Source organism: Desulfovibrio sp. (assembly GCF_019424165.1).
In the GTDB taxonomy this organism is placed as follows: Bacteria; Desulfobacterota; Desulfovibrionia; order Desulfovibrionales; family Desulfovibrionaceae; genus Desulfovibrio.
Genome location: NZ_JAHZAA010000005.1, coordinates 13,606 through 40,571, shown reverse-complemented (window position 1 = coordinate 40,571; position 26,966 = coordinate 13,606). Strand labels below are relative to the sequence as shown.

At 58.6% G+C, this 26,966-nt stretch carries 24 protein-coding genes, 1 tRNA gene and 1 pseudogene; 22 read left to right on the top strand and 4 right to left on the bottom strand.

What is annotated here, in order from left to right; genetic code table 11:
- Window positions 1-64 precede the first annotated feature (64 nt).
- Together QZ377_RS03705 and QZ377_RS03700 are read right to left on the bottom strand one after the other, a co-directional pair.
- Window positions 65-2,257 (bottom strand): glutamine synthetase III, encoded by a 2,193-nt coding sequence (locus QZ377_RS03705; RefSeq protein ID WP_291439637.1) that lies wholly within the window; start codon window positions 2,255-2,257, stop codon window positions 65-67.
- A gap of 147 nt (window positions 2,258-2,404) precedes the next feature.
- A complete protein-coding gene (locus QZ377_RS03700) occupies window positions 2,405-2,827 on the bottom strand; it encodes a peptidylprolyl isomerase (RefSeq protein WP_291439636.1) in 423 nt (140 codons plus the stop codon).
- A gap of 280 nt (window positions 2,828-3,107) precedes the next feature.
- Between QZ377_RS03700 and lysA the strand changes: the two genes are divergently transcribed.
- From lysA to QZ377_RS03680, 4 genes are all read left to right on the top strand, one after another.
- Window positions 3,108-4,385, top strand: a complete 1,278-nt coding sequence (lysA, locus tag QZ377_RS03695; protein ID WP_291439635.1) for a diaminopimelate decarboxylase — start codon at window positions 3,108-3,110, stop codon at window positions 4,383-4,385.
- Window positions 4,386-4,581: 196 nt separating this feature from the next.
- Window positions 4,582-5,994 (top strand): MATE family efflux transporter, encoded by a 1,413-nt coding sequence (locus QZ377_RS03690; protein ID WP_291439634.1) that lies wholly within the window; start codon window positions 4,582-4,584, stop codon window positions 5,992-5,994.
- A gap of 54 nt (window positions 5,995-6,048) precedes the next feature.
- Window positions 6,049-6,942, top strand: a complete 894-nt coding sequence (locus QZ377_RS03685) for a phosphatidylglycerol lysyltransferase domain-containing protein (protein ID WP_291439632.1) — start codon at window positions 6,049-6,051, stop codon at window positions 6,940-6,942.
- Window positions 6,943-7,109: 167 nt separating this feature from the next.
- Window positions 7,110-7,442, top strand: a complete 333-nt coding sequence (locus QZ377_RS03680) for a YnfA family protein (protein ID WP_365854067.1) — start codon at window positions 7,110-7,112, stop codon at window positions 7,440-7,442.
- A gap of 109 nt (window positions 7,443-7,551) precedes the next feature.
- Here the strand turns inward: QZ377_RS03680 and QZ377_RS03675 are convergent.
- Window positions 7,552-7,627, bottom strand: a tRNA-Glu gene (locus tag QZ377_RS03675).
- 160 nt (window positions 7,628-7,787) lie between these two features.
- Between QZ377_RS03675 and QZ377_RS03670 the strand changes: the two genes are divergently transcribed.
- The 8 genes and pseudogenes from QZ377_RS03670 (at window position 7,788) to QZ377_RS03635 (ending at window position 17,198) form a co-directional block, all read left to right on the top strand.
- Window positions 7,788-9,167, top strand: coding sequence for an NlpC/P60 family N-terminal domain-containing protein (locus tag QZ377_RS03670; protein ID WP_291439631.1), 1,380 nt, complete (start codon window positions 7,788-7,790; stop codon window positions 9,165-9,167).
- A gap of 5 nt (window positions 9,168-9,172) precedes the next feature.
- Window positions 9,173-10,741, top strand: a complete 1,569-nt coding sequence (locus QZ377_RS03665; protein WP_291439752.1) for a dephospho-CoA kinase — start codon at window positions 9,173-9,175, stop codon at window positions 10,739-10,741.
- Window positions 10,742-11,006: 265 nt separating this feature from the next.
- Window positions 11,007-11,969 carry a GAF domain-containing protein gene (locus QZ377_RS03660; RefSeq protein ID WP_291439630.1) on the top strand — a complete coding sequence of 321 codons (963 nt, stop codon included), beginning with the start codon at window positions 11,007-11,009 and terminating at the stop codon, window positions 11,967-11,969.
- 15 nt (window positions 11,970-11,984) lie between these two features.
- Window positions 11,985-12,116: pseudogene (locus tag QZ377_RS03655) on the top strand (histidine kinase dimerization/phospho-acceptor domain-containing protein); the annotation flags it as partial.
- A gap of 18 nt (window positions 12,117-12,134) precedes the next feature.
- Entirely contained in the window at window positions 12,135-13,061 is a 927-nt protein-coding gene (locus QZ377_RS03650) for an ATP-binding protein (RefSeq protein WP_291439629.1), read from the top strand.
- A gap of 38 nt (window positions 13,062-13,099) precedes the next feature.
- Complete coding sequence (gene ybaK, locus QZ377_RS03645; protein ID WP_291439626.1) at window positions 13,100-13,588, top strand: Cys-tRNA(Pro) deacylase; 489 nt, start codon at window positions 13,100-13,102, stop codon at window positions 13,586-13,588.
- Window positions 13,589-14,154: 566 nt separating this feature from the next.
- Window positions 14,155-15,213, top strand: coding sequence for an adenosine deaminase (locus QZ377_RS03640; RefSeq protein WP_291439624.1), 1,059 nt, complete (start codon window positions 14,155-14,157; stop codon window positions 15,211-15,213).
- A complete protein-coding gene (locus tag QZ377_RS03635; RefSeq protein ID WP_291439623.1) occupies window positions 15,210-17,198 on the top strand; it encodes a molecular chaperone in 1,989 nt (662 codons plus the stop codon). Before QZ377_RS03640 ends, QZ377_RS03635 begins: the two co-directional genes overlap by 4 nt.
- Before the next feature lie 482 nt (window positions 17,199-17,680).
- On the opposite strand, the gene QZ377_RS03630 is transcribed toward QZ377_RS03635, so the two are convergent.
- Complete coding sequence (locus QZ377_RS03630) at window positions 17,681-18,349, bottom strand: tetratricopeptide repeat protein (RefSeq protein WP_291439622.1); 669 nt, start codon at window positions 18,347-18,349, stop codon at window positions 17,681-17,683.
- A gap of 508 nt (window positions 18,350-18,857) precedes the next feature.
- Here QZ377_RS03630 and QZ377_RS03625 point away from each other — a divergent pair.
- From QZ377_RS03625 to fabF, 10 genes are all read left to right on the top strand, one after another.
- Window positions 18,858-19,436 carry a hypothetical protein gene (locus tag QZ377_RS03625; protein ID WP_291439621.1) on the top strand — a complete coding sequence of 193 codons (579 nt, stop codon included), beginning with the start codon at window positions 18,858-18,860 and terminating at the stop codon, window positions 19,434-19,436.
- A gap of 78 nt (window positions 19,437-19,514) precedes the next feature.
- Window positions 19,515-19,739 (top strand): GIY-YIG nuclease family protein, encoded by a 225-nt coding sequence (locus QZ377_RS03620; RefSeq protein WP_291439750.1) that lies wholly within the window; start codon window positions 19,515-19,517, stop codon window positions 19,737-19,739.
- Window positions 19,733-20,365 carry a LysE family translocator gene (locus QZ377_RS03615; RefSeq protein WP_291439619.1) on the top strand — a complete coding sequence of 211 codons (633 nt, stop codon included), beginning with the start codon at window positions 19,733-19,735 and terminating at the stop codon, window positions 20,363-20,365. The genes QZ377_RS03620 and QZ377_RS03615 overlap by 7 nt, the downstream gene beginning before the upstream one ends.
- Window positions 20,366-20,629: 264 nt before the next feature.
- Window positions 20,630-21,205, top strand: coding sequence for a DUF177 domain-containing protein (locus QZ377_RS03610; protein WP_291439617.1), 576 nt, complete (start codon window positions 20,630-20,632; stop codon window positions 21,203-21,205).
- A gap of 263 nt (window positions 21,206-21,468) precedes the next feature.
- Window positions 21,469-21,651: a 50S ribosomal protein L32 gene (rpmF, locus tag QZ377_RS03605; protein ID WP_012625234.1), complete on the top strand. Its 183-nt coding sequence runs from the start codon at window positions 21,469-21,471 to the stop codon at window positions 21,649-21,651.
- Window positions 21,651-22,685 carry a phosphate acyltransferase PlsX gene (gene plsX / locus QZ377_RS03600; RefSeq protein ID WP_291439615.1) on the top strand — a complete coding sequence of 345 codons (1,035 nt, stop codon included), beginning with the start codon at window positions 21,651-21,653 and terminating at the stop codon, window positions 22,683-22,685. Before rpmF ends, plsX begins: the two co-directional genes overlap by 1 nt.
- Before the next feature lie 15 nt (window positions 22,686-22,700).
- Window positions 22,701-23,687: a beta-ketoacyl-ACP synthase III gene (locus tag QZ377_RS03595; protein WP_291439613.1), complete on the top strand. Its 987-nt coding sequence runs from the start codon at window positions 22,701-22,703 to the stop codon at window positions 23,685-23,687.
- A gap of 289 nt (window positions 23,688-23,976) precedes the next feature.
- Window positions 23,977-24,738 (top strand): 3-oxoacyl-[acyl-carrier-protein] reductase, encoded by a 762-nt coding sequence (gene fabG / locus QZ377_RS03590; RefSeq protein WP_291439612.1) that lies wholly within the window; start codon window positions 23,977-23,979, stop codon window positions 24,736-24,738.
- Between the two features lie 312 nt (window positions 24,739-25,050).
- Window positions 25,051-25,284 carry an acyl carrier protein gene (gene acpP / locus QZ377_RS03585; RefSeq protein ID WP_012625238.1) on the top strand — a complete coding sequence of 78 codons (234 nt, stop codon included), beginning with the start codon at window positions 25,051-25,053 and terminating at the stop codon, window positions 25,282-25,284.
- 70 nt (window positions 25,285-25,354) lie between these two features.
- The gene (gene fabF, locus QZ377_RS03580) at window positions 25,355-26,605 is read left to right on the top strand and encodes a beta-ketoacyl-ACP synthase II (RefSeq protein ID WP_291439607.1); all 1,251 of its coding nucleotides are present in this window, start codon (window positions 25,355-25,357) and stop codon (window positions 26,603-26,605) included.
- The last annotated feature ends 361 nt before the right edge of the window (window positions 26,606-26,966 follow it).

Below are 26,966 nucleotides of genomic sequence, written 5' to 3'. Positions count from 1 at the left end.
CGTTGGCCGTGAACAAGGCCAGGGCCTGGTTATTTACACCGGCAGGGCATGCCGGCCACAAACTCTATTTGCCGAACAGTATTTCCTGATAATTGGGCAAAGCCCACAGGTCATCGGCAACGCGCGTTTCCAGCATATCGGCATGGCGGCGAACTTCGTTCATGCACGGTAGCACCTCGTCGCAGTAGCGGCGGGCTGCCTCCATACCCAGGCCCTGCGCGTCCACCTCGGTCAAAACGCTTTCAAGTGTCGTGGTGGCGGCCTGCATGTGCCGCAACTGCCCGGTCACTTCTTCAAGGGTGAAGGTTTTGGGTTCCATGCCGATGGCCTGCATGCTGGCCGCTGTAGACGCCAGCTCGCCCTGGTAGCGCATGGCCGCGGGGAAAATAATGGTACGGGCCATGCGTATGGTCAGATTGGCCTCGGTACGCACGGTCTTGCAATACTGCTCCAGATAGATGTCCTGCCGGGCCTTGAGCTCTGCCCGGTTAAGCACCTCGGCCTTTTCGTAGATTTCAATCACTTCAGGGCGGGTAAGCTCGGGCAGCGCCTCGGGGGTGGTGCGCAGGTTGGGCAGACCGCGCCGCACGGCTTCCTTGTGCCAGATTTCAGAATAACCGTCGCCGTTAAAGATGACGGCACTGTGTTCTTCAATGATATGGCTGATAAAAGATTCCAGAGCAGTTTTGAAATCACGGCCCTGAGACAGTTCTTTCTCCAACCAGTCGGCGGCAAATCCCAGCGAGTCGGCCATCATGACGTTAAGCGCCGTAATGGAGCCCGCAGCGGACTGACTGGAGCCGAGCGCGCGGAATTCAAAACGGTTGCCCGTAAAGGCCACAGGGCTTGTACGGTTACGGTCACCCGGGTCAGCGGGCAGGGGCGGCAGGGTATCCACTCCAAGGTTGAGCGCGCCGCGCTTTTTGCCATTAGCGGCATCGCCAACCCGCCCGGCGCGGAAGGCCTCAAAAACCTCGGTAAGCATATCACCAAGGAAGATGGACATGATGGCCGGAGGCGCCTCATTGGCTCCCAGGCGGTGATCATTGCTGGCGCTGGCTACGGTGGCGCGCAAAAGGCCGCCGAATTTGTGCACGCTGCGAATCATGGCCGCGCAGAACACCAGAAACTTGGCGTTGGCATACGGCGTTTCGCCCGGTTCGAAAAGCGAACCCAGATCGGCATTGCCGATGGAATAGTTCACATGCTTGCCCGACCCGTTCACTCCGGCAAAGGGCTTTTCGTGCAGCAGGCATTTGAGGCCGTACCGCTTGGCCACGTTACGCAGGGTGGACATGATAATATGGTTATGGTCCACGGCCACGTTGCTGACCTCATAAAGAGGAGCAATTTCGTACTGGCTCGGGGCGGCCTCGTTGTGGCGGCAACGCACTGGCACACCCAGCTTGTAAAGCTCGCGCTCCACTTCCATCATATAGGAAAGCACGCGCTGGGGAATCACGCCGAAATACTGATCGCTGAATTCCTGCCCTTTGGCCGGGCGTGCGCCAAAAAGGGTGCGTCCGGCGATCTGGATATCGGGGCGGGCAAAGTTGAAATTGTGGTCAATGGAAAAATATTCCTGCTCAAGCCCGGCATAGGCCACGACAGGCAATTCAGTCTCAATGCCGAACAGGCTCAGCACCCGCTTGGCTTCGCGGTTGAGAGCCTGGCTTGAACGCAGCATCGGAGTTTTCTTGTCCAGGGCCACACCGGTCCATGAAAGAAACATGGTGGGGATGCACAAAAAGGTTCCGTTGGGATTTTCCATGATATACGCGGGGCTTGTGACGTCCCAGGCGGTATAGCCGCGCGCCTCGAACGTGGAGCGCAGGCCGCCGGAAGGAAAGGACGAAGCGTCCGGTTCGCCCCGGATGAGCATGGAGCCGGAAAATTCCGCAATCACTCCGCCCGTACCGTCAGGCATGAGAAAGCTGTCATGCTTTTCAGCCGTTTGCCCGGTAAGCGGGTAAAAAATGTGGGTAAAGTGCGTTGCCCCTTTTTCAATGGCCCAGTCTTTCATGACCGCCGCCACGGTATCGGCTATGGACGGGTCCATGCGCTGGCCGAATTCAATGGTTTTGCGCAGCGAGCGGTACACGGCCTTGGGCAGGCGCTCCCGCATGACGCGATCATTGAACACGTTGCAACCGAAGATGTCCGTAGGCCGGGTATCGGCGAAATTGAGAGGAGCCGCTTCCGGTTTGTAGGTGGTGATGGCCTGGATGGCGCTATGTCTGGCGGTTTTACTGCTCATTACAAACCTCGCGTCAAAAAAAGGGGTGACGCACCAAAATTCGTTGGAAAACGCTTGCTGCCGGCGGCGTCCGGACGGCCCGTGCCGCCACCTACCGGAAAGCCTTGAAAAAGGCCGGCAGACATCTGCCCACCGGCCCGGCGTCTGCTAGTTGACGCTGACAATCTCTATTTCAAAGGTGAGAGACTTGCCCGCCAGCGGATGGTTGGCGTCAAGGGTCACTTCGTCAGCGGTCACTTCGGTGATGGTCACGTCCATCTGGCCCTGCTCGTTGGAAAGCTGCAACGGCACGCCCACGTTAAGGGGAATGTGATCCGGCACCTGGGCGCGGGCCACGGTAAAGACCAGTTCCGGGTCGGTTTCGCCATAGGCTTCGGCCGGGGGAATGGTTACGGTAACGCTTTCTCCGGCTTCACGGCCGTCAACCGCGGTCTCGAAACCGGGAATGAGCATGCCCTGGCCCATGACGAACTCAAGGGGGTCGCGTTCACGCGAAGAATCGAACACCGTGCCGTCATCCAGGGTTCCCGTATAGTGCGCGCGCACTGTGTCGCCTTTTTTGATGGGCATAAATACTCCAGGGGTCTTGCGGACGTTTGGGCGGGCGCCCTGCCGCGTGGTACAATGCTCGCGCCCCTGCGGCACAAGCGCAAAAAACGCCCGCAGTGAAAAAAGAAACCAAAACACGGCACGCTTTTTATGTCAATGTGACAGTGCATACCCGGACTGTAGCCAGCCCCCAGGGCTTGACAGCGCACACCATGACCACGATAATTGTTACTTATCCAAAACGTAGATTGTCGCCCCGCGCGGCGCACCAGAAATTTCTTGAGGCATCTCCGAGGTACCCATGTCCGACATCCGCTCCAGCTACACTGACCAGCTCCAGTTTTACGGCCGCCACACCCCGCGCGAACTGGCCGAAACCTTCGGCACCCCCCTCTATGTCTATAACGAAAATGTCCTGCGCCAGCGCTGCCGCGACCTCATGGGCCTTTCAAGCCATCCCGGCTTCGGGGTCAACTATTCCGTCAAGGCCAATTCCAATCCCGTGCTGCTGCGCATGGCGCGCGAAGAGGGCCTGGTAGTAGACGCCATGAGCCCCGGCGAGCTGCATATGGACCAGCTTGCCGGATTCGCGCCCGGGCAGATCCTTTATATCTCCAATAACAATTCTGTGGAAGAACTGCAGAATGCCCTCAAGCACGGGCTGCTCATCAGCGTGGACTCCGTGGCGCAACTGGACGATCTCGGCCGCATCAACAAGGGCGGCAAGGTCATGGTCCGCTTCAACCCCGGCATTGGCGCGGGGCATCATGCCAAGGTCGTCACTGCGGGCAAGGAAACAAAGTTCGGCGTCAATCCCGAACAGATGGACGATGTTTTTGCCCTGCTGCAAAAGCACGACATGACACTGGCGGGCATAAACCAGCACATCGGCTCCCTGTTTATGGAGGCCGCAGGCTACCTGGATGCCGCCGAAGTGCTCCTGCGTCTGGCAGAACAGCTACCCCAGGGCGCGTTGCAGAACCTTGAAATCATCGACTTCGGCGGCGGCTTCGGCATCCCTTACCACAAGTATGAAGGCCAGCCCCGCCTGGACATGGGAGAACTCGGCAGCCGCCTGCACGCGCTTATCAGCGCATGGGCCGCAAAAACGGGCTACACGGGGCGCTTTCTTGTTGAGCCGGGCCGCTACGTGGCTGCCGAATGCGGCGTGCTGCTGGGCCGCGTGCACGCCGTGAAGAACAACAGCGAAAAGCGCTATGCAGGTACGGACCTGGGCTTCAACGTGCTTGTGCGCCCGGCCATGTACGATTCTTTCCACGATGTGGAAATCTACGGCGAAAACAGTAAAGAAAAGCGCAAAACCATGGTGCAGACCGTGGTGGGAAACATCTGCGAAAGCGGCGACATCCTGGCCAAAGACCGTGAATTGCCGGAAATTGTGGAAGGCGATGTGCTCGGCATACTTGACGCCGGCGCATATGGCTTTACCATGAGTTCCAACTATAATCAGCGCCTCCGCCCGGCGGAAGTGCTGATCCGGAGCGACGGTACGGCACGGCTCATCCGGCGGCGCGAATCGACTGACGATCTGGCCCGCTGCCTTGAGGGGCTCATATAAGCGCGTTCGCGCGTGATGAAAACCCGACCCGGCCGGGGCGCGGCATTTGCCCGGAGGTGTGGCGCAGGCCTGTGCGGCCTGCGTGAACCTCTGTCGGCCCGCCCGTCAAGGACCGCCGTGCGGCCATGAAATGGCGCCCTGATCCTGCCACATATAACTTCGTAACGGACTGCCGTAACGGAACTGTGATTCTGCCGTGATCGAACAACGCGGCCTGTCCGCCCCTCAGCTTCGGCCAACCCCCGACCTGAGCACCTCACCCCGTGCCATATGGCGTCTCACATGGCCCCAGATGCTCATGATGTACCTTGTGTTCTTCATGGGTTTTGTGGCCGTATGGGTAGCGGGACAAATAAGCGCCGAAGTACAGGCTGCCCTGGGTATGGTCAACCAGTGCGGCATCTTTCTCATGGTGGTTGCCATGGCCATTTCCAGCGGAGCCACCGCCGCCGTAAGCCAGTCGCTGGGCGCCCTCAAGGTGGCGCGTGCGCAGCGCTACGTGGCAACCACGGTCATAGGCTGCTTCGGCCTTGGCTTTGTCGTTGCCCTGCTGGGCTGGCGCTTTGGTGATGCCATTCTGGGCATGCTCATGGTTCCGGACAGCATCATGCCCGTTACAAAAGAACTCTGGCAGGTCAGCATGCTGGCCCTGCCCGCCCAATATGTATACGCCGCCACGGGCGTCATGTTTCGTGCCACGCGCCAGGTCATTCCGCCGCTGTGGGTGGCGGCCGTAGTGTGCGCAGCCAACCTGCTGGCCTGTCTCGGCTTCGGCCTGGGCTGGTTCGGGCTGCCCAACTGGGGCTACATGGGCCTCGTATGGGCCACAGTGGGCGCACAATGCCTCGGCGCGGTATGCAACTGCGCCCTGCTTGCCCATTCGGGCTATCTGCAACGCCGCACCCTGCCTACCCCGCGCTGGCTCAAGGCGGGCCTGCCCTATCTTGTCAAGGTGGCCCTGCCTGCGGGAGCCGCGCAGATCGTCTGGCAATCCGGCTACCTGACCCTTTTCGTACTGGTAGCCTCGCTGCCTTTTGACAGTGTGAACGCCCTGGCCGGGCTTACGGCAGGCCTGCGGGTAGAAGCGCTGCTTTTTCTGCCGGGTATGGCCCTTAACATGAGCGTCGCCGTGCTTGTAGGCAACAGCCTTGGCGCGGGCAAGCCCGCCGAGGCCAAAAAAGTTGCCCTGTTCATGGTCGGCGCGGCCGCCGTGGTCATGAGTTTTATGGCAGCCCTGCTCTGGCCTTTCAGGCAGGACATCGCCCTCATGCTTTCACAGGAGCCTGGCACACAGGCCCAGATTGTAAACTACCTGACCTTTAACCTGCTTTCCACGCCCTTTTCCATTGCCAGCACCGTCATGGGCGGCGTAATGACCGGGGCGGGAGCCACAAAGTACAACCTGATGATTTTTGGCGGCACCTTCTGGCTGGTGCGCCTTCCCCTGGGCTGGCTGCTCGGACATATGCTATGGGGTACAGCCTCGGGCGTTTTTGTAGCCATGCTCGTTTCCCAATGCCTGCAAACCAGCATCATGCTTTATGTGGTGCTGCGCCGCGACTGGATGCGCTTTGCCATGAGCAAGGTCCGCCAGCCGTATCCTGCCTGACAGCCCGCAGAACCTTTGTGCTTTCCGCGCGCGCCTTTCCAAGGAGAACAAACTGTGAGTAAGAAATTCATTCCCGTAAGCCTGGATGACAGCCAGCGCTACTATGACATCTGGCAACGCACCCCCCAGCGCTCGCTGGACTACACTCTTGCCAACCTCTGGGGCTGGCAGGAATACTACGGTCTTGAGTGGTGCTTTGAAGACAATATGTGCTGGATACGCCAGACCCGTCCCTATGAAGTATGCTGGGCGCCCGTGGGCGACTGGAATGCTGTGGACTGGAAAAGCCTTTTGCCCTGCTCGTTCAATGAAACAGCTCATGAAGTGGTACGCGTACCCGAAGAACTGCTGCATGTCTGGCAGGAACGCCTGCCTGGCCTGGTAGACGCCGAAGATGACAGAGGGCAATGGGAATACCTGTACAAGCAGGAAGAGCTTGCAGACCTGCCGGGCAACCGTTTTCATAAAAAGCGCAATCACTACAACAGCTACATCAAAAATTACGGCGAACCAGACTATCACGATCTGGACGACCGCATGATCGAAGACGTGCTGGCCGTACAGGACGACTGGTGCCAGTGGCACGAATGCGAAGACTCTCCCTCGCTGCGCGCCGAAAATGAGGCTATCAACCGTGTACTCAGCCACTGGAACAGCTTTCGCAGTCTTGTGGGCGGGTCACTGTATGTGGACGGCAAGATGGTAGCTTTCAGCGTGGGCGAAAACCTTGACGGCACAAGCCTTGGGGTGCATTACGAAAAAGGCCTCAGCGGTTTCAAGGGCGTATACCAGACCATCAACTGCACGTTTGCCCGCCGCGCCGGAACCGGATTCACCTATATCAACCGCGCACAGGACCTGGACGAAGAAGGCTTGCGTCAGGCCAAAATGACCTATCTGCCCACAGATTTTCTGCGCAAGTACAAGGTACGGATCCGCAAGGCATAAGCTTTTACACAGCATGCCCACATGTGGCGGCGGAACGGCCCGGGCAGACGCCCGGTCGTTCCGCTTTCATTTTTCGCCGGGAACCGGCATGGCCCTCTCGACCCCGGCCCGCGCTTCTGGCATTCTGGCCGTGAGGGGTTTCGTCAACTGCGGAAAAGAAGAAAAAGATGATCCTGAAAACATTTCTGCTGTTTGTGATCACGGCTGTTGCCGAGATCGTGGGCTGCTACCTGCCCTATGTGTGGTTGCGCAAGGGGGGCTCTCCCTGGCTTCTGATCCCGGCGGCCCTGAGCCTGGCCGTCTTTGCCTGGCTGTTGACCATGCATCCGGCCGCCAGCGGGCGGGTATATGCGGCCTACGGCTGCGTTTATGTGGCAACCGCCCTAGCATGGCTTAAATTTGTAGACGGCGTAAGCCTTTCCACCACCGACATGGTGGGCGGGGGCGTAGCACTGGCCGGCATGCTCATCATTGTTTCCGGCTGGGGCAGCCCGGCTTGAACGCGGCACACGGCGCAAAAACAAAGGGGCGCGAAGGTGGTTACCTTCACGCCCCTGAAAAATGCAATCGGCACACCAACCGGCGAACTTCACTGCACTTGCAGAAATCTGGCGTCACCAACGGGATTTGAACCCGTCTTAGCGGCTTGAGAGGCCGCCGTCCTAACCGGATAGACGATGGTGACAGCGAGGTTTCTTTTAAGGAGCGCGCGCTGTGATGTCAATAGCGCAATGACCGGCAACAGCGAAAAGCTGTGAAAAACAATATATTGGCATTTATATATTTGAAGTGCTATTTTAAATAAACGGCCCATCCCTGCGGCCGGTTTCCGGAGGATCATGCCCATGCTTTCACGCCTTCGCCTGCTTCTGCCGGCACTCACCCTGCTGCTTCTGGCAGCCTGCGGCGGCAAAAACGTCCCGCCCCGCGATGGTCATACCCCTGACTGGATGGGAACCATTGCAGACCTGCGCCAGTTTCCCCAGAATCTGGAAGTTTACGCCCAGAATGCGGGTCCGGACAAACGCCTCATCTCCCAGGCCGAGCAGGATCGTCAGATCGCGCGCTTTGACCGCATATTTTTCGGCCCGTGGGACATGCGCAAAACATCTATGCGCAAACGCGATGTGGCCGCCATTTTCGGCAAGGCCAGGGGCTACAGGCAGGGCAGCGAACGCTGGACCCAGACGGAATGGGACGCCATGGCCCGCAATGCCGACCTCAAAAATTTTCCCTCACGCGCCCTGGCGGCCATCACTGTGCGCAATGCCGACCTGCGTGAAATGCCCACGCACCAGACGCGCTTTTCCGAACCAACCCCGGACCCGCGCGCAAACCCGTTCGACTACTTCCAGTATTCCCTGCTCCCCTTGGGAACGCCTGTGCTTATTGCCCATACCTCGCGCGACGGGCGCTGGCATTTTGTAGAATGCCCCATAGCCGGAGGCTGGGTCGACGCCGATGACCTCGCCCTTGTGGACGAAGGCTTTGCCGCCGCATACCGCAACTCCCGGTTTGCCGCCATTGTCAAAGACAATGTGCATCTTGGCGGTGCCAATGGCATCACCGGCCCCGCCGACGGGCAGAGTGTAAGCATAGGCACCATATTACCCCTGCCGGGCGGCGCCGCCGACAGCAACCCCGTAAGCCTGCTTGCCCCGGTAAAAGGCGGCAACGGCATGGCCGCCGCCACCCCTGTGACGGTTGCTCCGGGGGATGCCGCGCTTCGCCCGCTTCCGCTGACGCCGGGTAATGTGGCCCGCGTGGGCAACGTCATGATGGGCCAGCGCTACGGCTGGGGCGGCATGTTCGGGGAGAGGGACTGCTCGGCCCTTACACGTGATCTTTTTACGCCTTTCGGCCTCTGGCTGCCCCGCAACTCCGTAGCCCAGGCACGCACCGGCGCAGTCAGCTCCCTTGAAGGCATGAGCGCCAAAGAAAAAGAAGCGGCAATCCTGCGCAACGGCGTACCTTTTCTGAGTCTTGTGGGCATGCGCGGCCACATCACCCTGTATGTGGGCAAATATCGCGGCCGCCCCGCCATCTTCCATAACGTGTGGGGAGTGCGCACCATTGACGGTCCGGACAACAATGCCCGTTTTGTCATCGGCAGGGCCGTGGTTACGTCCATCACACCCGGCGACGAGCTGAAAAACCTCTATCGTGGCACAACCTTTGTAGACAGGCTACGCACCCTCTCAACCCCGGCGGACACACTCCAGTGAACAAGATGCAACTGGAAATAACAGCAGAGCAAACGGGCCAGCGCCTTGACCGCATACTGGGCGCAGCGGTTCCGGAACTTTCACGGGCAGCCCTGCAAAAGGCCGTGCAATCCGGCTGCTGTACCGTGGATGGGCTGCCTGAAAAACGCCCCGCGGCCAAAATGCGCATGGGCCAGACAGTGATCCTGAACCTGCCGGAACATTCGGACCGCCTTCAACCCGAAGAAGGGCATCTGGAACTGCTCTGGCAGGATGACCACCTTGTGGTCTGCAACAAACCCGCGGGCCTTACGGTTCATCCCTGTCCGTCCTGCCCGGAGCAGACGCTGGTACAGCGCCTTCTGGGGCGCTTTCCGCAACTGTCCAGACTCGAAGGGCAGCGGCCCGGCATTGTACACCGCCTGGACAAGGACACAAGCGGCCTGCTGGTGGTCGCTCTTACAGAAGCCGACTGCCTGGCGCTGGCTGAAGCCTTTGCCGAGCGCCAGGTCCACAAGGAATATCTGGCCCTTGCAAGCGGTCTGCCGCCGCTTGAAGGCCAGTGCCGCGAACCGCTGGGGCGGCATCCCACAGCCAAGATAAAAATGGCCGTGGTTCCGGAAGACCAGGGCGGCAGAAATGCATTTACAGAATGGCGCAGACTCTGGAGTACGGATGACGGCAGCGTATCGCTGCTGGCCGTGCGCATCCATACAGGGCGCACCCATCAGATCCGGGTGCACATGGCGCATCTGGGCTATCCCTTGCTGGGCGACAGGCTTTACGCTCCCAAAGCTGTGCAGAACATGGCTCCCCGCCAGATGCTGCACGCCTGGCGGCTGGGTTTTGCACACCCTGCAAGCGGCGAAGACATGCATTTTATCTGCCCGCCGCCGCAAGACATGCCGGATGCCGCACTGGCCGCCACGCAACGTATGCAGCGGCTGGTAATCACGGGTAACCCAGGCAGCGGCAAATCAGCCTTGTCGGCCGGCCTGGTCGCGCTGGGCGTACCTGTCATCAGCGCCGATGATGTGGTGGCTGATCTTTACGCTCCGGGAGGCGCCGGTAGCCAGTGGATCGGCCGTCTGCGCGGCGGCCTGCTCGGGGCCGACGGCGCTGTTGACAGAACCGCCCTCATGGCCGCCATGCGGGAAGACCCCGTTCTCCGCCGTGATGTGGAACAGACCGTTCATGCCCTGACACAGCAACGCATTACTGATTTCTGGCAGCAGCAGGAAAACGCGAAAGTTCCTTTGGCCGCCGCCGAAATTCCGCTTTATTTCGAGTGTGGCTGGCAGCAGGTTTTCAGCCCTGTGCCGCTCAGTGTGGGCGTGCATTGCCCCCTGCCCCTGCGCAGCGCGCGCACGGCGGAACACAGGGGCTGGAATCAGGAAAAAATGGCCGCCCTTGAGGCATGGCAATGGCCTGAAGACCGCAAAATGGCCGCCTGCGATCTGGTCATCAGCAATGAAGGGGATCTGCCCCGGCTTCAGGAAAAAGCCGCCGGGCTGGTTGAAAAACTGCGCCTTCTGGAACAGGAAAAAAGGGAAGAACTGACCCGAACGCTGATCAGACTCTGGAGTTCGCACTAAGTAAACATCTGCTCTATAGTACTCTTTTTATTGACACATATTACTTTATCCGGATATGCTGGCTCCTTAGTTCCTACTTCATCGTAACCGCCTGATGCGTGTACCTTTTTTCCAGACGCAGGACGAAAAAGTGCCTCTGCCGCAAGCGGCACGCCGCGGGCCAGACGTTTCCTATGCCGCGGCCTGGTGATTTTTATTTTTCACGGACTGCACCTATGTTATCAGGCCAATGTCGCTGGAAATCTTAACCTTTACGGAGTGCCGCATGCCAGTTCACAGCAAGGCCCCAGACGGTCCCGGCGTCAACCCTATGATTTTGGCGTTGGAAATTTCCAGCTCAGCACTTTTGCATTACCGCAAAGACCCTTTTTTGCATGCCAGCCTCGCCAGTATGGGTGAAACCCTGCACTGCGGGCAGGTCGTTCTTCTGGAATACGCCAACAACCGGTGGGCCGAGCCATTTGTATGGACAAGCTCCGTACCCAGCGCCGCCTGCCCGCTGCCCCTGCCCACGCTGGACGACATGGCCCCCCTGCTCGATATTTTTTTGCAGCGTAAAGAGTTTTGCATTTCTGATACCGGGCAGATGCCCGAAAGCCCGCAAAAAAAGTTTTTTCTCGCGCGTCAGGTCAAGGCTGCCCTGTGTATTCCCATTGTTCACGAAGGCGGGCTTTGCGGCGGCATCTGCCTCACCAGGCGCATTTCCGGGCAAGGCTGGTCCCAGGATGATGTAAACATATCCCACCTGTTAAGCAACATCCTGGCCATGGTGCTCACCCATTTTCGTCTTTACGGCAGGTTGCGCCAAAAGCACAAACAGCTTCATGATATTCTTGACGCATTCCCCAATCCCGTATGCATCGTGGATATGGAAACGAACAAGATTCTTTTCTCCAATAAAAGCACTGAAGAGACATTTCCCGCACCGCAAAAGCACGAAGAAGACAGTTGCCATAAAAGGCTTATGGGTAAGGACAACCCTTGCCCCTACTGCACCAATCCCATTATCCGCCGCACAGGCGAAGCCTATCAGTGGACCTACCAGAACGAGGTCACCAACCGCACGTATACCGTGGTGGACAAGGTGATCAAATGGGACCACGACAGGCCCGTGCGGCTTTCCATCAGCACCGATATAACCGACATACTGCGCACCCGGCATGAAAAGCAGTCAGCCGTTATTGCCTCTCAGGCCAAAACGGAATTTCTGGCCCATATGAGTCTCTAAAGCCGCACCCCTCGCAACGGCATCATCTTCCTTACCCATCTGGCCCTGCAAAGCGGCCCGGACGGAGAACTCAAAGAATATCTGCTGAAAATCCGTTCTTCTTCCACAAACCTGCTGGCCATCATCAACGATGTTCTCGACCTTTCAAAAATCGAGGCCAACAAGATGGAGCTGGAAAACGTCAACTTTATGGTAGAAGAAGTGCTGGATTTCGTTCACACATCCGTACGCTTTGCCATGGAGCAGAAAGGGCTTGAGTATCATTGCCTCCTGGATGATGATGTGCCGCTCAAGCTCTGGGGCGACAGCCTGCGCCTCAAACAGGTGCTGCTCAACCTCATGAGCAATGCGGTCAAGTTTACCGCCAGGGGCAAGGTGGGGCTGCGCATCCGCCGTCAACAGAACGACGACGGCGACTGGCTGCACTTTGAAGTTTCAGATACGGGTATGGGCATAAGCCAAGAATACCAGCAGCACCTTTTTGATCCCTATACGCAGGCCAACTCGAGCATCAGCCGCCGCTTTGGCGGCACGGGCCTGGGCCTGAGCATATGCAAACGTATTGCCGAGCTTATGCAGGGCCGGCTGTGGTGCGAAAGCAGGCTTGGAGAAGGCTCGTGCTTTCACCTGCACATACCGTGTACCCCCGCCCGTAATATCTATTGTGAAACCAGCGATGAAACGCACGGCGTTTTGCCCCTGCAAAACGCCGAAGACCTCAAGATTCTTCTGGTAGAAGACAACGAGATCAATCAGGAGATAGCCAGAGCCATGCTGCGTCACCTCAACATTGAGTGCGACCTTGCCCATAACGGCCGTGAAGCCGTGCACATGGCGCTGCAAACATGCTATGACATGATCTTTATGGATGTATATATGCCCGTCATGGACGGTCTGCACGCCACCCGTGAAATCCGCCGTAATCTGCCCAAAGAGCCACACGGCAAAGCGCTGCCCATCATCGCAATGACAGCCGTAGCCATGCCCGAAACCATGGATGAAATCATGCATTCAGGCATGGACGATTATCTTGCCAAACCCTTTAATCTGGTAACACTGCGCAACAAGATAGTTCAGTGGCTTGACCTTTGATGAACAAACCCGCGCCGCCTCCAGAACCAGAAAAAAATATGCCCGCCAAAATATCCAAGACCAATGCCGCCCGCCAGCTGGAAAAACAGGGGATAGCCCACACCCTGCACCAGGTTGCCGTAGACGAAAACGACCTTTCCGCCGTCACCATGGCCCAGCAGCTCGGGGTAGAGCCACAGCGTGTTTTCAAAACCCTGGTTGTCCGTGGGGACAAAACAGGCGTGCTCATGGCCTGTATACCTGCCGGTACGGAACTGAACCTCAAGGCTCTTGCTGCCGCCTCGGGCAACAAACATACGGAAATGGTTCACCTCAAGGATGTGCGCCCCCTCACAGGATATGTGCGCGGCGGCTGCTCCCCGCTGGGCGGCAAGAAAGACTATCCTGTTTTTGTGGACGCCAGCGCCCTTGGGCAAGACAGCGTCTACATAAGCGCTGGCCTGCGCGGCGTGCAGATCTGCCTGTCGCCACAGGATCTTCTCCGGGCCGTAAACGGCGGCACAGCCGACATCGCCCGCCAGGCCTGACATTACTGCTTGCCGCCGTCTCATGCGCGGAATGCCGTTCCGGCGCATCACGGCAAGACCCCGGCACATCCCTGGCACGTCCCAGGGCGTCCGGCCCATGCGGCAAACGCCTTTTCCGGCGGCTGTCAACACAGCCAGTCGGCCATGCTGTTTTTGTCGCAACCTGCTGCCGCTTTGCAGCACAACCATACCCGCAAAACAGGACGCTCACGCCGCCGCCATATTGGATTGGCCGCAATGCTTGCGGCCACGCCCGCGCCCGCGGCACACGAGCCTGATGCATCTTCCCCCAAAGCAGCAGAACACTGCCCGTTCCACCCGAACGCCTTTGATTCCGCCCTGTGGCTGCGCGCTAACGCATTGCTGACAGGCCTTGCGGCAATATGAGCACACGCGCATCTACACAGGCCCCACTCCCCGTGAACCGCGCCGCCCTTGACTTGGCAACAGTGTGCGCTACTTTTTACAGGCATTCTGCGCTACGCGGCCTCTTTTTTTGCAAAACCGGGCATGCCGCACTACCACCAAGCCCCGCCATCAGTACCACAGCAAACGGGACAGACAGTATGACCACTACGAATACCGTTGCATCCGCTCCCCATATCGACGCCCTTGCGGATGAAACTCTCGACAAAATAGCGTCCTTTCCCGGCGATTACGCGCAGCACCGCCAACTGCTTGCAGACCTCAAGGAAGACCTGGTTGCCCAGTGCGCCTCAAAGTCCGCCTGGGCGGATATTCCGGAAGAACTACGCTGGGGCCTTGCCCGTGACATGCCGAATTTTTCCACCGACGCCCTCTACGTAAAAAGATATTCCCTGCTCAGTATGGCTGGCATTGTTTTTCTTGGTTTCTTTGCCGGGGGCCTTTTGTCCGGCCTGCTCGGCCTCATTGATATGGGCGGGGGCATCCTGCGTGTGGGGACGGTGCTCGGCATGCTTTACGGCGCGGAATACCTGTCAGGTAACCCGAAGGCCCGCACCCGCCTGCTGACTTTTCTGGGCCTGGGGGCCCTCGTCACCTTCGCCGCCAGCCTTGCCGCGGGCATTTTGCGTCTCACCTCCTGGGCGGACTTCAAAAGCGCCGTCTTTGGCACAGGCCGCGGGCCGGGCCTGCTCAAGCGTCTGTATCTGCTGCTGGGGGCGGCCTTTCTTTTCGTTCTGCTTGCCAAAAAGACCACCTCTCTGGACGTGGAGGCCTTCAGGCCTTCTCTGCGTCGTCAGGCGCAGGACCGCGCACGCTATCTCGCCACTTTTTTTTCGGTGTGGGACAATCTGCATACAGAAATTGACGCTCTCAGGGAGACCGGGCATCAGCCCCGGCATGCTGGTAAATGCCCCAGGAACGACTGCCCGCTGGCGCTTGGGGTTGTTCACCTTCTGGATGGCATGGATGACCAAAGCAGGCATTTTCTTTCAGAACAGCTTGTTTTTATGGGCTATGCCCCCAGTCAGGGCGACAGCCACATCATATGGGATGAAGAAACCCACGCCGGGCTTTATGATACGGTGGGCCTTGTGGCCAACGGCGACCGCTGCCGCATTTTGCGCCGCTATACGCATGCGGGCGACAGTATTGTAAGAGGGCATGTGCAGAAAGAAGCCACCGGGGGGGCCGGGGCATGAAGATACTCGGCATAGACCTCGGCACCAGCAATACGTACATCTACGGGGCGCACAAACATTCTGCCACACCGCAGCCCGTAGTATTGCCCCGCGCCAGCGCGCCGGACGGCTGCGTGGAAACCGTTATTCTGTATGAAGACGACATGCCGCGCCTCATCGGCCATCTGGCGGAAAGTGAATATTACGCCAATGCGGCCATGCGGTCCCGGCGCAGCCTGCGCTGCCAGTTCAAGCCTGAAATAGGCGAAGACGGGGCCGGGGCCGTGCGCTGGATGACGGATTTTCTGCGCATGCTGCGAGAGGCGCTGCCCCCGGACACCCTGGAGCCGGACAGCCAGATATATGTAGGCATTCCGGCGCGCACGCGCGAAAGCTTCGGCCTGGCTCTTTCACAATGCTTTACAAACGCAGGCTGGCCGCCCCCCGCCCTTATACGGGAATCCGACGCGGCCATGATATCCTGCCTCCAGTCAGGAACCATCGAACTGGACGATATGGAGCACAGCCTGCTGATTCTGGACTTCGGCGGCGGCACCTGCGACTTCACGCTGGCAGAAAACTCTGAAATCCTCCAGAGCGGCGGCGACCGCCTGCTGGGCGGACGCCTGTTTGACGACCTCTTTTTTCAGCTCTTCTGCCGCCACAATCCCCACCTGCTGGAGCAGATCAGGGCCGACAATTGCGAGTATTACGTTCATTGGGTCTTGTGCAAGGCAGAAAAAGAGCGCTTTTCAAAAATCCTGCAAAAAGACATCAACAGCGCCGTGAGCCTGCACCTCTCCTGGTATGACGCGCAGGGCGGGCAAAAACATGCGTATCTGCACGACCTCACCTGGCAGCATATCGTCAACGCTGCGGAAAGCTACACAGCTTCGGAGGCTCTTCTGGGCATGCTCCACCAGTATGCCAACAGGGGCGCTCTCGGCAGCGCCGCGGCAGACATGCTGCAAGGGCGCGAGGTGGCCCTCATATCCTGGTTCAAGGATATGCTGTACGACATCAAAAAGCAGAAAAACGTAGCCAAGATCATTCTTACCGGCGGCAGCAGCGGCTGGTTTTTTGCCCGCGACGCAGTGCGGGACGTTTTCGGCACAGACAATATTGTCATGAGCCCCCGCACGTATGAGGACATTGCCTATGGTCTTGCCCTGTACCCCATGCTGCTGAACACACACCTCAAGATAAAAACCCTGCTTGAAGAGCAGAGCGAAGATTTTTCGCAACGGGTGGCGGGTATCGCCCAGGGCATTTTTGAAAAACATACCAAACTGGCCGCGCGCGCCTGCGCAGAACGCATTGCAGCCAGAGACATTATGGGAGTGCTTGAATCCGCCCAGCAGGCCCGCAAAACCGTGGAAGAAATAGAGCGGGAAATCAGCGAAAAAATACGCAATGATTCCGGCTTGCTGACCATCATACACGAACGAACAGAAGCCGCCCGTACAGAAATAGAACGGGAGCTGCGCCAGCAGTTCAGCCGGTGGCTACGCGCAAACGGCGTGCACCTTGTACCCAAGCTCAACTTTTCGGCACGCACCCTGAGCACCAGTTCTTTTGATGCCGTACAGTTCAAAATATCGCGGCTTACCTTGCTGAACACTATGGACGTTATGGTGGTTGCCGTACTGCCCGGCGTGGCTGCCTTTGCCATTGGCGAAAAAATGCTGCTCACCACCGGCGAGCCCGTCTCTGCCGTGCTGGGCGGCGCGGCGGCTTTTGCAGGCACGTGGGCGCTGGGCAAGTTCGGCAAAAATTTTCTCCGCACAAAAAGGCTGCCCCAGTTTCTGCTTAACGAAAAAAATCGCGAAAAAATCATCGCCAAAAACAAAGAATACATTCAGGAAGCCTTGGGACAGGCTTTTCAGGAAATCAGGCAGGATCTTATGGAAGACGCCAGGACAAAGATACGCTATTCGCTCAAGGCCCTGCTGCAACGTCTGACGGTACTGAACCATATCCGGGTGGAACGCGGCACGGCGTCATAGCCCATAGCTTACGCAGGCGTTGCTCCCGCGCATATTTTTGCGCAGCCCCCCCATTACACAGCGTACGCCTTGCCCCCATGCCGCAGGGCGTACCATGCGGCATGACCAAAAAATATTTCCAAACTCGTCGCCCCCCTGCTGCGCTGCCGCCCCCGCCCGTACTTGCCCGTACCCGGCGCGGCGAGAACGCACAAACAACAAGGGCGCAAGCCTCAATAGAGCATTTTAGCTTTGAAAATATACCTTCTCAAAGCCAGGTTGCGCTCGCTCCGGAGCTTAGCAGCGCAACTGACTTGCGTTTACACTTGCCACGGTTGGCGTCTGCCCCCACAGCCGCCAAAGTTTTTTCACTTTGCAAATGCGCTAAAGCCGCAGGAAAAGGCGGCCACCCTGCGATATTTCGGCAGGCAATGCCGTGAATGTCTATGGGCAGGCCCTGTGCCTTTCCCCGCAACCGTACGCATACAGGCTCAACCGTAAATTTACGGCATGGTGTACTCGCGCACAAAATTAAAGACATTACCTTCTATTTCCAGGCCTTGCGCTTTGGCCTTGCCGTACCACACCTGTGCTTCGGCGGCATTTTCCGACACACCCACACCGTATTCATAGCATGCGCCTACATAGCGCTGCGCCTGGGCATTGCCCTGATCCGCCGCCATTTTTGCCAGACGGAAACTCTCCACGGGATTTTTGGCAAAACCGTACTTGCCTTGCCCGTGGTACAGCGCCAGATTGAACAAAGCCTCGGCATTACCCGCATTGGCGGCGCTGGTCATAAGCCTGACCACGGCTGCATCGTCTTTGGGTACGCCCTGGCCCAGTTCATACTGGTAGGCCAGGAGCACCTGGGCCTCGCTGTTGTTCTGCTCGGCGGCAAGGTGGAACCACTTGGCGGCGGTTTCCATATCCTGTGGCACGCCAAGCCCATTTTCATAGCAGCGGCCAAGGATGATCTGTGCGCGGGCATTGCCGTCAGACGCAAGAGGCTGCACCAGTTGCAGAACCTTTTTATACTGTCCGATATTGTAGGCCGTCCACGCTTCGTTGAGTTTCTGCTCTACCTGGTCCGCAGGCTGAGCGCCCACAGTCATGCCCTGGAACAGAAAAAGGGCCAGAGCCAGAACGATCACACCACAGTGTTTTTTCATAAAACCTCCTCATGGCCCGTCTTCATGCCGGGCCTGATACATAAAGAGTAGCGCCGGGAAAAAGGCTTGGCAAGGGCGACGCCTGGCCCGGCCCCGGCGTATACACGATTTCCAGTAGTGATCCGCCGTCATTTTTTACCAGATCCGATCTCAGAGGGCGGCTTTGCGCCGTGTGGGAAACAACAAACGTATCAAACTGTTTTTACATTATTTTTTAACAATTCAATGTTCTGTAGTGAACATGAGGGCCTTCCTGCCCCCTTGACGCCCCGCCATCCAGAAGGCACAAACACGGCAAACACCATCGTAATTTCTTCATACGGGCCGCCTTTCGTGTCCCAAACCTGCTGCGCTCCACCCCGAAAACCTGTTTTCATACGGCGAGGAGTAAAAAACCGAGGCAGGTAAGACTGTTCAAAACCCCTTGCGCCGCCAATAAACAGGTAGCGCAACAGGCGCGTACCTGAATGCAGGTTCAAATGCCTGGATACAGACCAGGAGGTCGAGCATGAGCCATCCCCCGCACAAGCCCCCCCACGAATCTTCAGGCGGGCATGCCCGACACGATGACAATCTGCCCGCCATACAGCACAACGGCCCACAAGCCGAAGACGGCAATACCGGCAATGACCAGCGCCGGGTACTCGAGGCGGAAGTTATCCTTGATGACGGGCAGGAGCAGCAGAACAGGCAGGATCAGACTTACGGCCCCGGCCAGGGGCATGGCGGGAGCAATGCCGGCGGCAGGGGCTTTTTTTACAGTCGCACCTTCGGCGGGCGCGGGACGGGAGGCTTTCAGGCCGGGGGGTCTCCTCTGGGGCAGATATGGGTGTCGCAACGCAATGATGCCAACGCCTGTCTGGCTCCATGCGTAACCTTTGCCATTTTTCTTGTCTGTCTGGCACAGTTCGGCTTTCTGGCCGGGCTTGGTTTTGTTTTTTTTCACACGCTCGGCTCCATTACGGGTACGCTGCGCCAGATGCGCAGCATGGCTGCGGGCAAGGTTCCCAATCCCTGGCCCTGGCGGCTCGGCAACTGGCTGCTTTCTTTTCTTGTTACGGCATGGCTTGCCGGGGGCTTCAACTAGCCGGTCGCTGGCATCGTCCAGAATGACATGCCAACCGGCCTGTGGCTTGTTTAACGGCTTGAATGCTCCGTCGCATCCCTGGACTGCGGCATTACCCGCCATATGGAACGTCGCCTTGCGCAGCATAACGGCGCCATACCCGGTGGCGCGCGCTATACGCGCGGGCGGCGTCCGGTATGCCTGCTGGCCAGCAGACCCTGCGCATGTATGGCTGATGCCCTGCGCCTTGAGCGTGCCGTCAAGGCGCGCCCGCGCCATAAAAAAAAATCCTACCTGCTGCACGGAGATGCCGAACAATGCTGACCGTGGATGTTGCTCTGGCGTTTTTCGCCGCTTCGCTTCTTCTTGGCATCGCTCCCGGGCCGGACAATATTTTTGTGCTCACGCAGTCCGCGGTTTACGGCGCAGGCGCAGGCGTGGTCACCACTCTCGGGTTGGTCACCGGTCTCTGCGTGCACACGGCTGCCGTGGCTCTGGGGGTGGCCGCCATTTTTCAAAGTTCGCCTCTGGCGTTTACCCTGCTCAAGACCGTGGGCGCGGCCTACTTGCTGTGGCTTGCCTGGCTTTCTTTCAGGGCCGGAGCTTCACTGGCTCTCACCGGGGGAGGCGCAGCGCCCTTTCCAGGGTATGCGGCCCTGTACCGGCGCGGCATTGTCATGAATGTGACCAACCCAAAGGTTTCACTCTTCTTTCTGGCTTTTTTGCCCCAGTTCTGCGATCCCTCCAGGGGTAGTGTGGCCCTCCAGGTTCTCGGTCTGGGCCTTTTGTTCATGCTGGCAACCCTTGTGGTTTTTTTCAGCGTTGCCCTGCTTGGCGGCAGGTTGGCCCAGTGGTTTAACAAGGCCCCCGGCGGGCAGATACTCATACACCGCGCGGCAGGCCTTGTTTTTGCGGGCTTGGCCCTGCTTCTGCTGTTCAGCGGCAAATAGCCGAAACAGACAGGCAGACAGCGGCTGCAATGTCGACGACGCTCCGCTTGCAGGCAGCGGCTTGCACTAGTGAATGGCATATGGATGCGGCTGGTGTCAGACGGGAGGGCAATTTTTTATTGTGCAACATGGCCATCAACCCGTGTTCGCAATAAAAACCGAAGCCTGGCACAACACCGCGCCAAACCGGGCCGCTAACGGCTTGCGGCATTTCTTGACAACAGGTATTGGCAGAGGTATGTAGTCCAACTTTCGAGGTACAATATGCAGAATTACCGTATATCACTTAATGATTTGCCGCCCGAAGGCAAAGAATTCCATTTGGATGATCCGGCCATCTGGCAGGCTCCCATGAAGGAATTCGGCATGGATTGCCGGGTAAGCAAACCCTTGAGCGCCACCATAAATGTCCTGCCCACAGATGGCGGCTGGCTTGTGCGCGGCACCCTTGCGGGCGAGGTGGTTCTGCCTTGCAGCCGTTGCGCCGAAGAGTCCCCTTCTTCCATAAGCGCCCGCTTTGAAGATTTTGAGGAGTTGCCCGGCGACGACGATTTTGAAGGCCCCGGCGGCGGCGCAAGCCTGTCGGGCGTGCAGACTCAGGACGAAGATGCCGAGAACCGTCTTGTTTTTGTAAATAACGTACCCACGCTTGACCTGGCGGCCATCTGCTGGGAAGAGCTCATGCTGGCTCTGCCTGTAACGCCCCTGTGCGCCACCTCCTGCAAAGGACTGTGCGCCGGTTGCGGAGCCAACCTGAACGAAGGCATGTGCTCCTGCGAGCATGAAGAAGGCGACCCCCGCATGGCAGTTTTGCGCGGGCTTACCCTGCATAAAAACTGAAAAATGGGCAGAGGCGGTTTTTCCGGGCCTGGAGCCGGGGCAAATGATACCCGGAAGACAAAAACCGGAATGGGCAACGGCTTTTACGCCCCGGCTTTACGGACGTAAAAAGCGGCTGCATACAGGCGGATTCCTGCATGCTGAGCCTAGACATTTTCAGAATTTTTTACTAATCTGCTGAGTCTTGCGGGCGGACCCTTTTTTCAGGTCTGGCCGCCATACCCTTGCTGTATGTGTCCGAAAGGACGGAAAAGGAGAATACCATGGCTGTGCAACAGAACAAAAAATCCCGCTCCCGCAAGGGGATGCGCCGCTCCCATGACCGTGTGGCCATTCCCGCCGTTATTTACTGCTCCTGCGGCGAGCCTACCGTGCCCCATTGCGTCTGCCCCAGTTGCGGCACGTACAAGGGCCGTCAGGTAGTCGCCAAGAGCGATAACGAGTAATGAACGAGCGCCCCATCATCGCCGTGGACGCCATGGGCGGGGACTTCGGTCCCTCCGTGGTGGTGCCGGGCGCCATTGAGGCTGCCCGTCTTTACGACTTGCACGTCCAGCTTGTGGGTGACACCCCCAAGCTGGAGGCCGAGCTGGAAAAGCTCGCCCTCAAAGACGTGCATTACGACATTGTTCAGGCTGATGAGGTGGTGCATATGAACGAAGAACCTTCGGACATCCTGGGCCGCAAAAAAAATTCCTCCATCCAGGTGGCCTGCCGCCTGGTCAAGGAAGGCGCCGCTGACGCCGTGGTCAGCGCCGGTCACTCCGGCGCCACGGTGGCCTGCGGCATGTTTATTATGGGCCGTCTGCAAGGGGTGGAACGCCCCGCGCTGGCTGCGCTGCTGCCAACGGAAAAAGACCCCGTGGTAGTGCTTGATGCCGGAGCCAATGTGGACTGCCGCCCCTACCATCTCTTTCAGTTCGGCCTCATGGGCGATGCTTTTGCCCGTGACCTGCTGGGCTATGCCTCGCCCCGGGTCAGCCTGCTGAGCATCGGCGAAGAGGAAGGCAAGGGGAACTGCCAGGTAAAAGAGGCCTACGAGCTTCTGAAGATGGCCCAAAACCTCAATTTTGTGGGCAATGCCGAAGGGCGGGACATCTTTACCGGCAACCTTGATGTGGTGATCTGCGATGGATTTGTGGGCAACGTGGTGGTGAAGATGAGCGAGGGGCTCGCGGCTTCTCTTGTGCGCATGCTCAAGAAGGTCTTTACCTCCGGGGTGCTGCCCGCCCTTGGCGGCATGCTCGCCAAAGGGGCCTTCAAGCGCTTTGCCAGCACCATTGATTATGCCGAATACGGCGGCGCGCCGTTATTGGGCCTTCAGGGCCTGGCCATCGTCTGTCATGGCCGCTCCAGTGCCCTGGCCATGACCAATGCCATCAAGATGGGCGGCACATTTGTACGCAAGGGAACCAACAGCCGCCTTGCCGAGACCATCCTGGCCAACGAGGAGCTCACCCGCTTCTCCCGCGCCATCTAACCGACGGTATACAGAATGAACCCTCTCTGCCATTTGCTTGCGCTGAGCGCCCATGTGCCGGACGCGGTCCTGACCAACGAAGACCTCGTCAAGGTGGTGGACACCAACGACGAGTGGATTGTCTCCCGCACCGGTATACGGCAACGCCACAAACTGGCTGATGACGAGAACGCCTCTGACCTTGGCCTCCAGGCGGCCCGCAAGGCCCTGGCCGATGCGGGCATGGAGCCCGCAGAGCTCACCCACGTTATCGCCGCCACCTGCACCCCGGACGTGCTTTCGCCCTCCGTGGCCTGCATCATCGCCGGGCAGCTTGGCGCAGGCCCTGTCATGGCCTTTGACTTCGGCGCGGCCTGCTCGGGCTTTCTGTACGGCCTGTCCATCTGCCGCAGCCTTCTGGCTCACCAGCCGGAAGCCAAAATTCTTTTTGTCTGCACCGAAGCCCTCACCAGGCGTGTGAACTGGGACGACAGAAGCACCTGCGTGCTTTTCGGCGATGCGGCCACAGCCTGCATAGTCGCGGGTACCTCGTCCAACGTGCTGGCCGGTGTCGAAGATGTGGTTTGCCAGAGCGACGGCACGCAGAGCGACCTCATCGTGGTGGGCGGCGGCACCAGCAGTCGCTACGCCAAGGGCGACACCATTGAAGACGATTTTTTCATCACCATGCAAGGACGTGAAACCTACAAGCATGCCGTGCGCAACATGGTGCACATCTGCGAAAACGTGCTCTCCCGCAACGGACTCAGCACCGGCGATGTGGACCTGCTGGTTCCCCATCAGGCCAACATGCGCATCATTGAGGCAGTAGGCAGCCGCCTGGACATGACCGGCGACCGCGTTTTCGTCAACGTGGACAAGTACGGCAACACCTCTTCGGCATCTATTCCCCTGGCCATTGCCGAAGCCCGCGCAGCCGGGCGCATCAAGGCCGGAGATCGTATACTTGCCACCGCCTTCGGCGCCGGCCTGACCTGGGGCGCGGCCCTGCTGCGTTTCTAGGTCTTTTTTGCTTTGATAAAGCGTCCGTAACGGTGTTACCACCGTTCTACGGCGTTTCCGGCGTATACTCTGCTGCTGTCCGGGCGGTGCAGCCGATGAAATAACGGCTGCCTCGAAAAACGCGGAAACATCCCGGCAAAACCGCCGGACGGACGGGCATACGCATTGCCCCGAAGACGGCGCGGCCGTGAGGCAGTGCAACCGCGCGCATTTTTCACCCCTCCGGCAGCATTGAAACAGCCGCCGGGGAGGGCTATAAAACGACACCTTCAGCAAAGGCAGAACGAGCATGAGTACAGAGCATTCCACGCCCACCGCCACGCCCACAGCTCTTGTGACGGGCGGCTCGCGCGGCATAGGGCGGGCCATTGCCCAAACCCTTGCCCGGGACGGCTTTCAGGTTTTTCTCACCTATGTGAGCCGCCCCGCAGAGGCGGAGCAGGTGGTGGACGAAATCAGGGCGGCGGGCGGTCAGGCCAGGGCTTTTGCCCTTGATGTAAGCGATGGCGCCGCTGTTTCCGATTTTTTCACGACTGAAATCAAAGACAAGGTTGATCTTGCCGTGCTCGTGAACAATGCGGGCATCACCAAGGACGGTTTTCTTATCCGCATGAAGGATGAGGACTTTGACCGGGTAATCAATGTCAATCTGCGCGGGGCCTTCATCTGCACCCGCGAGGCCGCCAAAATCATGAGCAAGGCCCGCAAGGGCCGTATTGTAAACATTTCTTCGGTGGTGGGCCAAATGGGCAACGCCGGTCAGGCCAACTACGCCTCGGCCAAGGCCGCCCTGCTGGGCCTCACCAAGTCCTGCGCCAAAGAACTGGCCGCGCGCCAGATCACGGTCAACGCCGTGGCCCCCGGCTTTATTGAAACGGACATGACCGCCGCCCTTGGCGACGATGTGCGTAAAAGCTATGAGGAAGTTATCCCGCTCAAGCGCATGGGCACTGCCCAGGAAGTGGCCGATGCCGTGGCTTTTCTCGCCTCGGACAAGGCCGCCTACATTACCGGACAGGTGCTTGGAGTGAATGGGGGCATGTACTGCTAGCGCAGTTTTGCAGTAAAACTGTTAGCTGCTCCTGTGCGGATTGTTGCCGACAATCCGCGCCACGAAACATATCTGCCTTGATGGGCATTCTCCCGGTTGCAACGCAGCCTGTGAGAAACCGGCAAAATGCCGGGCCTGCCAGGGTAACCCTGTTTCAGCCGCCGTCTTGCAAGAGCACGGCTGAGTAACGCAAGGTATGTTCGTTGGCCAGGCAGTTAGCGTGAAAACACGTAAGCAGAACAACCGAAGACGCACCCGGCACAGCCCTGAAGCCGGGGTTTGGATGGATATTAAAATTACCTGGAGGATACTATGTCTGATGTCGCCGAAAAAGTTAAAAAAATCATTGTAGACCAGTTGGGCGTCAGCGCTGATGAAGTCAAGCCCGAAGCCAGCTTCGTGGAAGACCTGGGCGCCGACTCCCTGGACCTGACTGAACTGATCATGGCCATGGAAGAAGAGTTCGAAGTCGAAATCGCCGACGAGGACGCTCAGAAGATCCTGAAGGTTCAGGACGCCATTGCCTATATCGAAGAAAAGAAATAGCCAAGGTTTGTTCGCCAGATATGCAGCGTGCGAGGGGGCTAAAGCCCCCTCCCGCACCAAAGGAGCATGCATGACCCGTCCCCGCGTAGTAATCACCGGCGTTGGCGGCGTTACGCCCCTCGCCAACGATATTGAGAGCACCTGGAAAAAACTGCTCGCAGGCGAGTCGGGCATCGCGCCCATCACGCTTTTTGACGCTTCCGCCTACGATTCGCGTATCGCGGGAGAAGTGAAAAATTTTGTGCCCGAAGATTTCATGCCCGCCAAGCAGGTGCGGCGCATGGACCGTTTTACCCAGTTTGCCGTGGCTTCGGCCCAGATGCTGCTCAGGGACGCGGGCTATGAAGTGACGGACGCCAATGCCTATGACACCGCCGTTATTCTCGGCATCGGCCTTGGCGGCCTGCACACTATTGAAACGTATCACGCCAAACTGCTGGAAGCCGGTCCCAACAGGATCTCTCCCTTCATGATTCCCATGCTGATTTCAAACATGGGTCCGGGGCAGATTTCCATTTTTACAGGCGCCAAGGGCCCCAATATTGTCACCACCACAGCGTGCGCCTCGGCCATTCATGCCATGGGTACCGCGTTCAGCGAAATTCTGTTGGGCCGGGTCAAGGCTGTCATCACCGGCGGGGTGGAGGCCACGGTAACGCCCCTCGGCGTGGCCGGCTTTACAGCGCTCAAAGCGCTTTCCACCCAGTACAATGACGATCCCACCAAGGCTTCCCGCCCGTTCGACGCCAAACGCGATGGTTTTGTCATCGGCGAAGGGGCCGGGTTGCTCTTTGTTGAAACGCTGGAGTCGGCTCAGGAACGCGGAGCCAGAATCTATGCGGAGCTGGTGGGCTACGGCGCGTCGGGCGACGCCTACCACATGACCGCCCCCTGTGAAAATGGTGAAGGCATGGCCCGCGCCATGCAAAACGCCCTGCGCGAAGCCGGGATAGGCCCTTCGGCCATCGGGCACATCAATGCCCACGCCACGTCCACCATGCTCAATGACAGCACGGAAACAAAGGCGATCAAGCTGGTTTTCGGCGACCACGCCAAGAAGGTCAAAATCTCTGCCACCAAATCCATGACCGGGCATCTGCTCGGCGCGGCCGGTGGTATAGAGTCTGTCTTCACCGCGCTGGCCCTGCATGATGAAATGCTGCCGGGTACCATCAACCTTGAAAATCCCGATCCGGAATGCGACCTCGACTATATGGCTGACGGATCCCAAAATATTGCCTGTGAGTATGCCATGTGCAACTCCTTTGGCTTTGGCGGCACCAATGCCAGCCTGATCCTGAAGAAGTGGAACGATAAATAGCATGCCGCCCGCCATGCCTGCCGGTACGGCTCATACTTCCGGCAGGCATCCGGCGGTGCGCGTTTAACTTCTCCGCGCCGCTGCGGGGCAACCTTGATTTTCAGAAAACTCCTGCGGGGGAGGTATCCGCTCTCGGCAAGACACCATGCGCGGATCAGATGTGTCAGCACACAGCGATTTCGCACAAAAAACCGGCGCAGATCACGGACAACCAGGCCGCTGATCAGCGCCTTCTGAAAAAAAAAGGCCCCGCTATCGCCACGGCCGCCTGACTTGTCAGAACCGTCCGAAAGCCTGTAACAGGCCGCCGGACGTTGTACTCTCCGCCAGGCCAGCCCAGTACACACACTGCCCGCCACTG